This window comes from Yersinia antarctica, assembly GCF_056636475.1.
Genome location: NZ_JBSJQF010000001.1, coordinates 490916 through 505380 on the forward strand (window position 1 = coordinate 490916; position 14465 = coordinate 505380).

A 14465-nucleotide genomic window follows, 5' to 3' on the forward strand; every position below is an offset into this window, starting at 1 on the left:
CGTGTCGTACCGACAATCGCGCCGGCGATCGTAAGGAAGGCCATACATTTGTTTGAATTAAAAAATACTGTTTAAATTTAAGATAACGGCAGAAAGCCGCCATCGGGCCGAGTGAACAGCCCGAATAGTATAACCCGTCTTACTTTAAGTTGCAGCGGAGTTAGCTAGGTTCATTACTCCGGCCATGCTTGAAATCCCCCTGTGGGCTAGCATAAATGCTGTTCAAACCGCATTCCAAGCGATTTGTCATTCCCTTGCTGCCAACCTGCAACTCTACGCAATTTGGGGATAATCGCAGCGATAAGAGCGTGGGCAACCTTACAAATCAGGCGGCATACACACGCCAATACCGCCAAGGTTACAATATCCATGTGGATTTTTGTGCAAATATTGCTGGTGGTCATCCTCTGCATAGTAAAACGGTAGTGCAACCGCCACTTCACTGGTAATCAACCGGCGATCAGCCGCTTGCTCCATGGCTTGCTGGAACAAGGCTTTGCTCTCGTTAGCTTGCACTTGCTGCTCAGGTGTCAAAACGTAAATGGCTGAACGATATTGTGTTCCGACATCTCCGCCTTGACGCATTCCTTGGGCGGGATCGTGATTTTCCCAGAAAATCTGCAATAGTTGCTTATAGCTGATGATGGCCGGATCAAAGACAACACGAACCACTTCTGCATGGGCTGTGCGGCCACTACAAACTTCATGATAGGTTGGGTTTGGTGTGTAGCCACCGCAATAACCTGCGGCAGTACTGTAGACGCCAGGCAGTTGCCAGAACAGGCGCTCAACCCCCCAGAAGCAACCCATGGCGAAGATAGCGATCTCCATTCCGTCAGGGATATGTGTCATGGAATGCCCATTCACCACATGGAGAGTTGCGACTGGCATTGGTGTGATTCGCCCGGGTAAGGCATTCGCCGCATCAATGACGGCAGTTTTGTCAAAATTTTGCACCAAAATAGGCTCCAATGTTTACAGTGAATTTGAAGTTTACAGTAAATTAATAACAAGATGTTTACAGTGAATAGGTATAGACAGTTGTATCTGATTGCGAGTTTGCACACAATAAGAGCCATTCTGCGTTAATGTATCGGCTTAAGGTGGAGTTTTAGGGATAACAGGTTTAAATCGGTCTTTAAGTGCGGAATGATTGCGTAAGTGATAAAAAGTCCGTCAGATCGTTTTTACAGGAAAATATACCCAATAGGTTTCAAGATGCGGTAAAGCGGCAAGGGAGAGAACCCTGATGAGCTTATAGGGTAAGTGATTCGGATGACAAATCTGCTGGGAGCAGATTTAAATGCTGCTTGCAGAGGTCAGGTCGAGTAATGAGAGTTGCCAATACACCTGCAATTTGGAAGATGGCAGGTATAAAATTAATTAGGAGTACGCGTGCCACGATACCCTATTTTGTGTTTTTTGTGCGTATTGCTCGCCACACCTCTTGCCTACGCTGCCAATGTGCGGTTGCAGGTCGAAGGTCTTAGCGGGGATTTAGAGAGAAACGTCAGGGCGCGTTTATCAACAATTGGTACGGATGAAGTGACGTCCGATGGCCGTTTCCGCTCAAGGGTGGATGACGCCATTCGTCAGGGGCTACGCGCGTTAGGTTATTACGACCCCACCATCACCTTTGATTTGCAGCCGCGCCCGGCACCTGCACGTTCCGTTTTAATTGCCAAAGTGATTCCTGGTGAACCGGTTTTGATTGCTGGTGTTGATATTGTGCTGCAAGGTGGGGCGAAAACTGATCCTGATTATCTATCATTGGTACGCCGCGATACCCCTAAAATTGGCTCAGTCCTCAATCATGGTGATTTTGATAATTTCAAAAGTTCACTGACGGGCTTAGCGTTACGCCGTGGTTATTTTGACGCCAATATGATCAAAAGCCAGTTGGGTGTTGCCGCTGAGTTGCGCAAAGCTTTTTGGGATATTGATTTTGACAGTGGCGAGCGCTACCGGTTTGGTAAAGTAGCCTTCCAAGGCTCGCAAATCCGTGAGGATTTTCTGCAAAATTTGGTGCCCTTTCATGAAGGTGAGTTTTATACTTCTGATGAACTGGCCGAATTGAACCGCCGTCTGGCTGCGACTAACTGGTTTAACTCGGTGGTGGTTTCACCGGATTTTCGCGACGCGAGAAAAACCAAAGTCCTGCCACTGGATGCGGTCGTCACTCCACGTACCGAAAATACGGTTGAATTGGGGGGCGGTTATGCGACCGATGTCGGTCCACGTCTGACGGCCAGTTGGCGTAAGCCGTGGATGAACTCCTACGGGCATAGTCTAACCACCAGTACTACACTTTCCGCGCCCGAACAGACGCTGGATTTCAGCTATCGAATCCCACTGTTAAAAAACCCGCTGGAACAGTATTACCTGTTACAGGGTGGGTTCAAACGCACCGATCTGAATGATACAAAATCTGACACCACCACCCTGAACGTTGCCCGTTTCTGGGATTTGTCCAGTGGTTGGAAGCGCTCAGTTAACCTGCGTTGGAGTTTGGATCACTTTACTCAAGGTAGTGTCACTGATACCACCATGTTGCTGTATCCGGGGGTGAACATCAGCCGTACCCGTCAGCGCGGCGGTGCTATGCCGGTGTGGGGGGATAGTCAGAATTATTCTATTGATGTGTCTGATACCACATGGGGGTCAGATGTCGATTTCGCCATATTCCAAGCGCAAAACGTGTGGATTCGTACTTTGGGTGAGAAGAACCGTTTTGTCGTTCGGGGTAACTTAGGCTGGATTGAAACCAATGATTTCGACCGGGTACCGCCGTCACTGCGTTTCTTCGCCGGTGGGGATCGCAGTATTCGTGGCTATAAATTCCGTGATATTTCCCCACGCGATAGCGAAGGTAAATTAACCGGTGCCTCTAAACTGGCAACCGGTACGCTTGAGTATCAATATAACGTTACCGGAAGATGGTGGGGGGCTGTATTTGTCGACTCGGGTGAAGCGGTTAACGATATTCGCAAGAGCGATTTCAAAACTGGCGCCGGGGTTGGGGTCCGTTGGGCTTCTCCGGTCGGTCCGATCAAGCTAGACATCGCCAAACCTATTGGTGACAACGAAGCACGTGGCGTGCAATTTTATATCGGTTTGGGGCCTGAACTATGATGTTGGTAAAGGGAGGGAGGTGGATAAAGAGACTCAGTATCGCATTTCTGCTCATTATCCTGCTGCTGGTCGGGGCTTTGGCGGGTTTGTTGGGCACCACCAGTGGTCTACATTTTGTGATAAACAGTGCCGCACGTTGGGTTCCCGGGCTGGATATCGCCAGTGTCAGTGGGGGGTGGCGTGACCTCACCTTAAAAGGCATTCAATATCAAATGCCGGGTGTCACTGTTAAAGCAGGGCAGTTCCATCTTTCATTACAGCTCTCTTGTCTAAAACGCAGTGAGTTGTGCATTAATGCCCTGACGGCACAAGATATTGATGTGGTGGTGGATACCAACGCCATGCCGCCTGCGGCCCCTGCTCCTGCCAGTAGTGAACCGATGGGGGAACTTAGTACTCCGTACCCCATTACATTGCGTATGCTGTCGCTGAATAATGTCAAAGTCACTATTGATGACACCGCGATTTCACTGGATGAATTCCGCACTGGAGCACATTGGCAACAGCGCGCACTGGCACTAATGCCGACCAAAATCAGTGGGTTATTGATAGCTTTACCAAAAACGGTGCCAGCGATGGTGCCGGATGCGGCTAAACCTGCGGTTGAAACGGCTATCGCGGTAAAAGAAGCGGTTGAGCAACAGGCAGCCGCGCCATCAGAGCAGGAAGCTCCGCTAGGTGAAACGTTAAAAGCGCTGTTTGCTAAACCGTTACTGCCAGAATTGCCGGACTTCCGTTTGCCGCTGGATTTACAGATTAAAGAGATCTCAGGGCAACAACTCCGGCTTACAGGTGATACCGACGTACTTATCAGTAGTCTTTTGCTGCAAGCCAGCACGCAACAAAACCAAATAACACTGGATAAGCTGGAGATTAAATCGCCACAGGGTGGGCTGTCAGCACAGGGTGACGCCACGCTGGCCGATAAGTGGCCAGTGAGTATGGTCATCAATAGTGCGCTGAACATTGAGCCGTTGAAAGGCGAAAAAGTAAAATTAACTGTCGGTGGTGCGCTGCGTGAAAAACTCAACGTGGCACTCAATCTGTCAGGCCCGGTGAGCGCGCAACTGGATGCAGAAACTGCGCTGGCACAGGCTGGTTTGCCACTGGCGTTAACTCTACAAAGCAAGCAACTGCGTTGGCCGTTGAGTGGCGAACCTCAATATCAAATTAATAATCTTCGAATGCGCCTCAATGGGCAGGCGACAGATTACGCACTCTCGATCCGTTCTGATTTTAAAGGCACTGACCTGCCACCGGCAGTGTTCACTCTTGACGGTAAAGGGAGTGTTGAGCAATTCAATCTGACCCGTTTACGTCTGGCGGCATTGCAAGGTAACACTGACCTGACTGGCGTAGTGGATTGGAGTAAAGCAATCAGTTGGAACTCGGTATTAACCTTATCGGGTATTAACACCGCGAAGCAGTGGCCGGAGTGGCCAGCAAAACTGGATGGTAGAATTGTCACCCGTGGCAGTATCCACGGTGGTAGTTGGCAATTACAAGTACCGGAGCTGGCACTGGACGGGAATGTGAAACAAAACCGTGTGACGGCCCGTGGCTCCCTGACAGGGAATGCGGCAGGCCAGTGGCATATTCCGGGCATTAATCTGGCATTGGGCCGTAATAGGTTAGATGTGAGAGGCAACCTTAGTGACACCTGGCAGCTCGATGCCACTGTGGATGCGCCACAACTTGATGGTGCGTTACCGGGATTGGGAGGCGTGATGAAAGGGGCGCTGAAATTGCGCGGCAACCTTACAGCACCACAACTGCTAGTGGACCTCACCGCCAGCCGCCTGCAATGGCAGGAACTGACCATTAACCGGATTAAGATTGATGGCGACGTTCGCTCCACGGATCAGATTCAGGGTCAGTTGGCCGTTAGGGTTGAGCAACTCAAGCAAGCGGAGTTGGTTGTAAGTTTATTGACGCTAGATGCCCGAGGTAGCGAAAAACAGCATCAGGTGCGCCTGAATATACAAGGGGAACCAGTTTCCGGTCAGTTGGCGCTGGATGGGAGCTTCGATCGCCAACAAGAACGTTGGCGCGGTTCGCTTAATAACACGCGTTTCGATACGCCGGTAGGTGAATGGCGTTTAAGCCGTGCGATGGCATTGGATTACCAAAATAGCTTACAGCGGGTCACCATCGGACCCCACTGTTGGCTTAACCCAAATGCAGAACTTTGTGTTCCTCGGGCCATTGAAGCTGGCCCTAGTGGGCAGGCGAGTGTGGTTCTCAATCGCTTTGATTTAGCGATGATAAAACCATTCCTTGGGCCGGATACCACCATGAGTGGCGTGTTCACTGGCCGGGCCGATGTCAGTTGGACGGCCGGTGGTAACCTGCCAGATGTACGGGTATCGCTCAGTGGCAATGGGGTTAAAGTGCAGCAAGTAGTGCAAGGTAACCCGTTACCGATTGCTTTTGAAACGCTGAATCTCAATGGTGGCCTAACCAATGGGCAAGTGCGGGCTGATTGGTTGATTAAACTGGTGAATAACGGCCAGTTCTCCGGGCAGGTTCAGGTTGCTGATCCACAAGGGCGGCGCAATTTGTCCGGTAACATTGCTATCAGTAATATTTCTTTGGCAATGATTAACCCGATACTGAGTGATGGTGAAAAAGCCGCTGGCACATTAAACGCCAATCTGCGTTTAGGGGGGAATGCGAAGAGCCCGCTAGTCTTTGGTCGTTTGGCGCTGGATAATGTCGATGTTGATGGTAGCTGGATGCCATTTGATATTACCGAAGGGCGTCTGGTGATGAACTTCGACGGTATGACCTCAACATTGGAGGGGTTAATTCGGACTTCTCAAGGGCAGCTCAATCTCTCCGGTGATGCCGATTGGCGTGATATCAATGCCTGGCGTGCCCGAATCGCCGCAAAAGGCAATAAGTTGCGGGTTACGATCCCACCAATGGTACGGATTGATGTTTCACCGGACATTGTTTTTGAAGCGACACCGCAGTTGTTCACCCTCAATGGTTCGGTTGATATTCCATGGGCGCGGATAACGGTGCAGGAAGTGCCGGAAAATGCGGTGGGTGTCTCATCAGATGAGGTGATGCTCAATAACGATCTGAAACCTATCTCCCCACGGACGGCCAGTATTCCAATCAACAGTAATCTGGTGATTCGGGTAGGTAATGATGTGCGTCTGAATGCATTTGGTTTGAAAGCCCGTTTGCAAGGTAATTTGAAAATGATCCAGGATCAGCGCGGGCTGGGCTTGAACGGGCAAATTAATATTCCGTCGGGTAGCTTCCGTGCTTATGGTCAGGATTTAATTGTCAATAAAGGGATATTGCTGTTCTCCGGCCCGCCGGATCAACCGCTACTCAATATTGAAGCGATACGTAATCCAGATGCTACGGCAGACGGTGTTACTGCTGGTGTGCGGGTTACCGGGATGGCTGATGCTCCACGGCTAGAAGTGTTCTCGGATCCGGCTATGTCACAGCAGGAGGCGTTATCATACCTGTTGCGTGGTCAGGGGTTGAGTAATTCGGGGGCTGACAGTGGCATGATGACCTCAATGCTTATTGGCATGGGGGTTGCGCAGAGCGGTAAACTTGTGGGTAAAATCGGCGAGGCATTTGGTGTCAGTAATCTGGCACTAGATACGCAGGGAGTCGGTGATAGCTCACAAGTCGTGGTAAGTGGTTATGTCACTAAAGACCTGCAAGTAAAATACGGTGTGGGTATATTTGACTCGCTGGCGACGTTAACATTACGTTATCGATTGATGCCAAGGTTGTATCTGGAAGCGGTGTCTGGTATTGATCAGGCATTAGATGTGCTTTATCAGTTTGAGTTCTAACCATGCGAATTATTGTCTACGGTAGTTTACGGCGCAAGCAAGGTAATAGTCATTGGATGACGGACGCCCAGTGGTTGGGTGAACATGACCTTGAAGGCTTTGATATGTACAACTTAGGTCATTATCCGGCGGTTATCCCCGGAGACGGCACTGTGCATTGTGAGGTTTATCGGATTAACTCATCTATTATGAATGAGTTAGATGAACTTAAAAGTAATACTAAGGATTACCGACGCGAGCTGATTCAGACGCCTTATGGTAGCGCGTGGATATACCTTTATCGCTTACCGCTCGAAGGTGTGCCACGTATCTACAGTGGCGACTGGCTAAAACGCCATGAAGAGAGCGACAAGCCATAAAATTAAGCTGTTATTAGCAAAAAAAAACACCGCTCACAGGGCGGTGTTTTTACGTTTCGCGCTTAAAGCATCCTCAAGAGGCGCTTTTTGGCATGCGAAACGGGAAATTACTTCTTCGCACGTTCGAAAGAGGCCAGGATCTCGGCTTTAGCTGCGGCGGCATCTTCCCAACCATCCACTTTCACCCACTTGCCTGTTTCCAAGTCTTTGTAATGTTCAAAGAAATGTTTAATCTGCGCTTTCAGCAGTTCTGGCAGATCATTTACATCTTTAACGTGGTCGTATTCTTTGGTCAGTTTGCTGTGTGGAACCGCAACCAGCTTGGCATCTTCGCCCGCTTCGTCAGTCATTTTTAACACGCCAACCGGACGGCAACGAATCACGGAACCTGGTTGCAACGGATACGGTGTTGGCACTAGTACATCAACCGGGTCGCCATCTAATGACAGGGTGTTGTTGATATAACCGTAGTTACATGGATAGAACATGGCAGTAGACATGAAGCGGTCTACAAACAGCGAGCCAGTCTCTTTATCGATTTCATATTTGATCGGATCCGCATTCGCAGGGATTTCGATCACTACATAGATATCTTCTGGCAGGTCTTTACCTGCGGGTACTTGGTTCAAGCTCATGTCGGTTTCCTTTTATCAAACCAGAAATGGAGTGCTGGCTATTATAGCCAACTCTTTTGTGAATTCCCGCCCTTTTCACTGTCAGATAGCGGTGAGATTGCCTGAGTGAGGGCCATTTCAGTGAGATAAAATCCCGTCATTCGCTAAATGTATCTATTTTGAGCTGTTTTTCCGGTGAGAGTTCAAGCTGACATCTGTATAGCCGATAACTTAATCAAACAATAAGACCGTCCGCTGTAATGCTAACGCTTTGTAATCTTAACCATTTGCACATAACCGGAAAAAAACCGATGTTAAAAAAGATTACCATTAAGAATGGGCTTATTGCCCAGCTAAGCTTTATGTCGTTGATTTTATTAGTTGTCAGTGTTATCGGGATTAATTCAATTCAGGAAAGTTCGCGCTCGTTGCAAATAATAAATCAAATCCAGGGGGAGGAGCTGGGTCTCTATCTAATAGCTTTAATGCCACGTTAAGCGCCAGAACTGAAGCAGCTCTGGCGATCCATCAGTTAGAAATTGGTCTGATTGAGGAATCATTACAAACGGCAAAACAGGCTGAAGGTTCACTAGCATTATCGCAAAAAGAGATGGCACGTTTTGTCAGTGCGGTATCTGACCGGGGAGACGGGCAGGGATTGGCGATAAATATCCAGAAAAGTTATAAAAATTATATTGATAAGGGCGTAATACCCATGCTGACCGCGATCAAGGCGGGGTATGCTGACGAGTATTACGCTGTATTGGAAAAGAGTATTACCGACATTAGTAAAGCCTTTAACAATGATGTCACTGCTTTTCGCAGCTATGCACTGGACGCTGGTCAATTGCAAATCGCCAACGCAAACAATGCCGCCAAAATTAAACTGACGATCATTATAGCTGCAGGGGTGATCACGTTGATCTCTGCGGTACTGGCATGGTTTGCGCTCAAATACATTATTTTGCAGCCGTTGGTGCAATCAATTCATCAGTTGGAATATATAGCTGCTGGTGATTTAACTCACAGTATCAATAGTGAGGGCAACACTGAATTGGCCCGATTGGCAAAGGCGTTACAGACGATGCAGCAATCGCTGGTGGCGTCAGTGAGTAATGTACGGGATGTGGGTGGGCAGATTGGTATTGGCTCGCGGGAATTAGCTGTCGGTAACAGTCATTTGGCTGAACGTACAGAGGAGTCGGCGTCTTCTTTGGAACAGACTGCGGCCAGCATGGAGCAGTTGACCTCAACCGTAAAAATGAATGCTGAAAACTCGGATCAGGCTAATCGTTTGGCGATGAGTGTATCGGATATTGCCAATAAGGGCAGTGAGGCCGTGAGTCATGTGGTTGATAAGATGCAGGCAATTACCACTAGTTCGCGCCGTATCTCCGATATTATTGCCGTAATTGATGGCATTGCGTTTCAGACTAATATTCTGGCACTTAACGCTGCGGTTGAGGCCGCCAGAGCCGGTGAACAGGGGCGTGGTTTTGCTGTGGTTGCGGGTGAGGTACGTAATCTGGCACAACGCAGTGCGCAGTCGGCGAAAGAGATCAAAGATCTGATTGTTGAGTCGCAAAGTCGGGTGAAGGAGGGCGCAGACATGGCCGAATCGGCAGGGAAAACCATGCATGAGATCGCAGATGAAGTTAGCCGAGTAACGGCATTGATGCGTGAGATCTCAGCCGCAAGTTATGAACAAAGTAGCGGTATTGAGCAAGTGAATGTAGCTATTGCGCAAATGGATCAGGTTGCCCAGCAGAACGCCGCATTGGTTGAACAGGCCGCCGCAGCGACGCGATCATTAGAAGAGCAAGCCAATGCATTGTCAGCCAGCATGGCAGTGTTTAAATTGCACAATCATGAGTTGGCGGTTGGAGCATAAAAAAGCAGCGGCTTAGGGGCCGCTGCTCTCTTTTTTAACTGTATTTACCCAAATTACTTGGCTTCTTCATCCGGGAATTTGGCAATAAAACCTTCCGCATCTTCCACCATGGATTTGGTACCGACAAAGAAAGGTGCGCGCTGATGCAGTTTCTCTGGCACGATATCCAAAATGCGGTTCACCCCATCCGTCGCCTTACCACCGGCTTGTTCTGCCAAGAAGGCCATAGGGTTGCATTCGTACAGTAAACGCAGTTTCCCTTGTGGGTGGCTAGCGGTGCTTGGGTAAATATAAATACCGCCTTTCAACAAGTTACGATGGAAGTCGGCAACCAGTGAACCAATGTAGCGTGAGGTATACGGGCGCTTGGTGGCTTCGTCTTGCTCCTGGCAGTACTTGATGTATTTCTTCACACCCAATGGGAATTTAATGTAGTTCCCTTCGTTGATGGAATACATGCAACCGGTTGCGGGATAACGCACTTTTTCGCCGGATAAACAGAAAACGCCCAGCGACGGATCATAAGTGAAAGTATGGACACCGTAACCTGTGGTATAGACCAGCATCGTTGAAGAACCGTAGACGACATAACCTGCGGCAACTTGTTTAGTGCCAGGTTGCAGGAAGTCAGCTTCGGTAATCGGAGTACCAAATGGGGTAATGCGGCGATAGATGGAGAAAATAGTACCGACGGATACATTCACATCGATATTTGAAGAACCATCCAGCGGATCCATCAGAACGACATATTTGGCATTTTCTGCCCGGCCACCATCAAAGATAACAATATCATCTTCTTCTTCGGAGGCGATACCGGCAACTTCGCCACGCGCTTTTAGGGCCGCTTTTAATTTTTCATTGGCAAACAAGTCCAGTTTCATCTGGTCTTCGCCCTGAATATTGGAAACACCGCTGGCACCTAAAATATCAACCAGACCTGCTTTGTTGATATCGCGATGAATAATCTTCGCGCCGAGTTTGATTGCTGAAAGTAATGCAGTTAATTCGCCGGTGGCGTGAGAGAAGTCTAGCTGTTTCTCAACGATGAATTCGCCTAACGTTTTCATGACTCAATCCCTGGATCTACGGTTAAATATCGATTTATTAACAAACAACACACCTGATGGCAGCAGTGTAGCCCAAAGGTGAGAATGATTCATAGGCAATTCCATTTCTTCTCTTTGATTCTGAGCGGTAGAATGGTTACAAACTCGAAGCTTATTAATACGGAAAATTTATGCGCATTCACATATTAGGTATCTGCGGCACTTTTATGGGCGGCCTGGCAATGCTGGCCCGCTCATTAGGTCATGAAGTGACAGGAGCGGATGCTAACGTGTATCCACCAATGAGCACGTTGCTGGAGAATCAAGGGATCGATTTAATTCAGGGATATGATCCAGCTCAACTGAGTCCCACCCCGGATTTAGTGATCATTGGTAATGCCATGAGCCGTGGTAACCCTTGTGTTGAAGCAGTATTAGAGCAAGGCATCCCTTATGTTTCCGGCCCACAATGGTTACATGACCATGTATTGCCAGAGCGTTGGGTATTAGCGGTGGCGGGTACACACGGAAAAACCACCACTGCGGGTATGGTGACCTGGATTCTGGAAGCCTGTGGTTATGAACCGGGATTCGTCATTGGCGGAGTGCCGGGTAATTTTGATGTATCAGCACGTTTAGGTAATAGCCCATTCTTTGTCATTGAAGCTGATGAATATGATTGCGCCTTCTTTGATAAGCGCTCTAAGTTTGTTCACTACAGCCCAAGAACGCTGGTTATGAATAACCTTGAGTTCGATCATGCGGATATTTTTGACGATCTGAAAGCTATCCAGAAGCAATTCCATCATCTGGTACGTTTAGTGCCAGGGAAAGGGAAAATCATCGTGCCGGATAATGATAATCACCTGAAGCAAGTGATGGCGATGGGCTGCTGGAGTGAGCAAGAGTTGGTCGGCGAAACTGGCAGTTGGTCGGCGCGCAAAGTATCGACCGATGCCAGTGTTTATGAAGTGTTTCTTGATAATAAATTAGTGGGCGAGGTCAGTTGGTCACTGGTGGGTGAACACAATATGCATAACGGTTTGATGGCGATTGCCGCTGCCCGTCATGTCGGGGTTTTACCCGCCGATGCTTGCAAGGCACTGGGTGATTTTATTAATGCTCGTCGCCGGCTGGAATTGCGGGGTGAAGCTCATGGTGTCACGGTTTATGATGATTTTGCTCATCATCCTACCGCTATTCTTGCCACTCTGGCGGCACTGCGCAGTAAAGTGGGTGGGACTGCACGTATTCTGGCCGTTTTGGAGCCACGTTCTAACACCATGAAATTAGGGCTATGTAAAAATGAGTTGGCACCTTCATTAGGTCGTGCGGATGAAGTGTTTCTGTTCCAGCCGCAGCATATCCCTTGGCAGGTAGTGGAGGTGGCTGAAGCATGTATTCAGCCTGCGCATTGGAGTGCTGATATTGATGCGTTAGTCGATATGATCGTGAAAACAGCACAACTGGGCGATCACATTCTAGTGATGAGTAACGGTGGTTTTGGTGGGATTCATAACAAATTGCTGAGCGCTTTGGATAAAAAAGCGGAGCAATAAGCTCTATCGCAGGATTAAGTCGGATAAAAAAAGCCCCCGCGATAGCGGGGGTAAAGGGTTCGTCGGATAGACGAGGGATTATTCGGATGTGAGCTGACTTCAGCCAATACTTTGTTGCAATCAATACTCTATTCAATAAGCTAAAAATTAGTATTTATCTTTATTTTCAGTCTATTGAATAAATTATCAAGGTACGAAAGTATGCCCCTCTGAGCGGGGCATTTACTTTCACTGCTGGCGCTTAATCTTATTTGTAAATCTTAGCTGTGGCGTGCCAACCATTGTCTTGATGCATACCAATGATTTTGTATGCCGTAGCGCCTTCACTATCAGCTTTTTTCGCGATGGCCTGCTCAATATCAGAAGGAGCACCGGTAATCGCGCTCACACTGACTGCGCCTAAATCAGTCATTTTGCTTGCTTGGGCGGCATTGATTGATTCCGCAGCAGATGCGCCGAAAGCAACAACAGAAAGTAAACTCAGGGCTGCCAGAGTAGTTTTGATTTTCATGATTTTTCCTTAATCAGATTCAACAATCCAAAAGTACTTTTAATGATTCTGGTACTTTTAGTTTATTGTTTTTACTGTTTATTTAATTTTTTCGATTTGGGCTTCACGCCATTTTTGATCTATCTATTGCGAATTACTGGTAAATCTTGGCAGTGGCATGCCAGTTATTTTCTTCTCGCACTTCGATCACTTTGTAAGCTTTAGCGCCCATAGCATCAGCTTTATCAGACAGCGCCTGACGAATATCGGATGGTGCGCCGTTAAGGCCACTGACGGTAATGGTGCCCATTGGTTGTAATTTTTCAGCCTGACTCTCATTGATAGAATCCGCTGCAAAAACACCAAATGACAGTGCAGAGAGAATGCTGGCAGTTGCGATGGTAGTTTTAATATTCATGTTATTGCCTCTATTTATTCTTTATCACTTCGCATGAAGTGTGATTTACGTCACGAAAATGAGTATACATCTAGTAACTGAGAATATTAATAGCAAGCTAATAATATTTAAGGTCACTTTATCGCTAGTGACTACTTTTTAAGAACTAAAAGGAATAAAAAGTGATTAAAAAACAGCACGTTCAAGTAAAAACTTAATGTTTTCAATTGAGTAAGCGTTTTTGACTAAAAGTGCGTTAGTCAGTGGTAGGTTTGACTGTAAGGGAGAGATAAGCAGAATTATTTTGTGGTTTAGACCGAAATCAGTAGTTATATGCCCTGGTTAAAGGCTATGAAGGTATGATTAATCGGATAACGGTGACAGGGATACAGTGCGGCGCAGAAGGCCGCATCTATATACATCAGACATAAAGATGTGGAATTAAAGCTCTTGTTCGAATAGCCCAAGAATGGCTTCATGCAGTTGTTTAACCGTAAAACCTCTGGCAGGCGTTGTGAAAATGGTATCGTCACCAGCAATACTGCCTAAGATCCCTTCAGCCTTACCTAATGAATCCAGCAGGCGGGCGATCAGCTGTGCCGCACCAGGGCTGGTATTAATCACAACGACTGAATCATTATAATCGACATCCAAGACCAGATTTTTTAGTGGGCTACTGGTTGTTGGCACCCCCAATTCTGCGGGTAAGCAGTAAACCATCTCCATTTTGGCATTACGCGTTCTAACCGCACCGAATTTGGTTAGCATACGTGAAACTTTGGATTGGTTGATATTTTCGAAGCCTTCTTCCTGCAAGGCCAAAACGATCTCACCTTGAGAACTGAATTTCTCTTCTTTCAATAACGCTTTAAACGCTTTGATAAGATCTTCTTGTTTTGCGGGATTACGCATTTTCTGTGCCTTGATCAGTCAATAGTGAATAGGATTATTATGCATATAAATGAATTTTTATTCAACATGACTATGGAGTATTGGCGATAAAAGCACTGATATCAAGGTGTGGTGAAATTTTCACATCATCTTACTGTTACGATTATGCTAAATCAGTTTTTATCAACATTCGGCGCGAGTAACTAAAATGTTATTAAAATGATGTTGTTCTGATGTAACGGAAGGGTGTAATGTAACC

10 protein-coding genes and 1 pseudogene are annotated in these 14465 nt (G+C 47.5%); 5 read left to right on the forward strand and 6 right to left on the reverse strand.

From position 1 onward, the window contains the following. Positions 1-318 precede the first annotated feature (318 nt). Positions 319-957: a peptide-methionine (S)-S-oxide reductase MsrA gene (msrA, locus tag ACWJJO_RS02205; protein ID WP_102970485.1), complete on the reverse strand. Its 639-nt coding sequence runs from the start codon at positions 955-957 to the stop codon at positions 319-321. A gap of 438 nt (positions 958-1395) precedes the next feature. Between msrA and tamA the strand changes: the two genes are divergently transcribed. From tamA to ACWJJO_RS02220, 3 genes are read left to right on the forward strand one after another with little or no spacing between them, the layout of a single operon-like run. After that, on the forward strand, positions 1396-3132 hold the full coding sequence (gene tamA, locus ACWJJO_RS02210; protein WP_102970484.1) for an autotransporter assembly complex protein TamA: 1737 nt from the start codon (positions 1396-1398) through the stop codon (positions 3130-3132). Beyond that, complete coding sequence (gene tamB / locus ACWJJO_RS02215; protein WP_153046290.1) at positions 3132-6959, forward strand: autotransporter assembly complex protein TamB; 3828 nt, start codon at positions 3132-3134, stop codon at positions 6957-6959. Before tamA ends, tamB begins: the two co-directional genes overlap by 1 nt. Before the next feature lie 2 nt (positions 6960-6961). Then, positions 6962-7318, forward strand: coding sequence for a gamma-glutamylcyclotransferase family protein (locus ACWJJO_RS02220; protein WP_083160939.1), 357 nt, complete (start codon positions 6962-6964; stop codon positions 7316-7318). 107 nt (positions 7319-7425) lie between these two features. On the opposite strand, the gene ppa is transcribed toward ACWJJO_RS02220, so the two are convergent. Then, the gene (gene ppa / locus ACWJJO_RS02225; protein WP_083160937.1) at positions 7426-7953 is read right to left on the reverse strand and encodes an inorganic diphosphatase; all 528 of its coding nucleotides are present in this window, start codon (positions 7951-7953) and stop codon (positions 7426-7428) included. 290 nt (positions 7954-8243) lie between these two features. Between ppa and ACWJJO_RS02230 the strand changes: the two are divergent. Then, positions 8244-9823 (forward strand): annotated as a pseudogene (locus ACWJJO_RS02230) (methyl-accepting chemotaxis protein). A 53-nt stretch (positions 9824-9876) separates the two neighbouring features. On the opposite strand, the gene fbp reads toward ACWJJO_RS02230, so the two are convergent. Beyond that, the gene (fbp, locus tag ACWJJO_RS02235) at positions 9877-10890 is read right to left on the reverse strand and encodes a class 1 fructose-bisphosphatase (protein ID WP_083160935.1); all 1014 of its coding nucleotides are present in this window, start codon (positions 10888-10890) and stop codon (positions 9877-9879) included. Between the two features lie 170 nt (positions 10891-11060). On the opposite strand from fbp, the gene mpl reads away from it, so the two are divergent. Next, positions 11061-12428 carry a UDP-N-acetylmuramate:L-alanyl-gamma-D-glutamyl-meso-diaminopimelate ligase gene (gene mpl / locus ACWJJO_RS02240; RefSeq protein ID WP_083160933.1) on the forward strand — a complete coding sequence of 456 codons (1368 nt, stop codon included), beginning with the start codon at positions 11061-11063 and terminating at the stop codon, positions 12426-12428. Between the two features lie 247 nt (positions 12429-12675). Here mpl and ACWJJO_RS02245 read toward each other — a convergent pair whose 3' ends face one another. The 3 genes from ACWJJO_RS02245 to argR all read right to left on the reverse strand — a co-directional run bounded on the left by ACWJJO_RS02245 (position 12676) and on the right by argR (position 14227). Then, positions 12676-12939: a YdgH/BhsA/McbA-like domain containing protein gene (locus ACWJJO_RS02245; protein WP_083160931.1), complete on the reverse strand. Its 264-nt coding sequence runs from the start codon at positions 12937-12939 to the stop codon at positions 12676-12678. Between the two features lie 133 nt (positions 12940-13072). After that, positions 13073-13336, reverse strand: a complete 264-nt coding sequence (gene yhcN, locus ACWJJO_RS02250) for a peroxide/acid stress response protein YhcN (RefSeq protein WP_083160929.1) — start codon at positions 13334-13336, stop codon at positions 13073-13075. Between the two features lie 420 nt (positions 13337-13756). Continuing rightward, the gene (gene argR / locus ACWJJO_RS02255) at positions 13757-14227 is read right to left on the reverse strand and encodes a transcriptional regulator ArgR (protein ID WP_004707043.1); all 471 of its coding nucleotides are present in this window, start codon (positions 14225-14227) and stop codon (positions 13757-13759) included. Between the last annotated feature and the right edge of the window lie 238 nt (positions 14228-14465).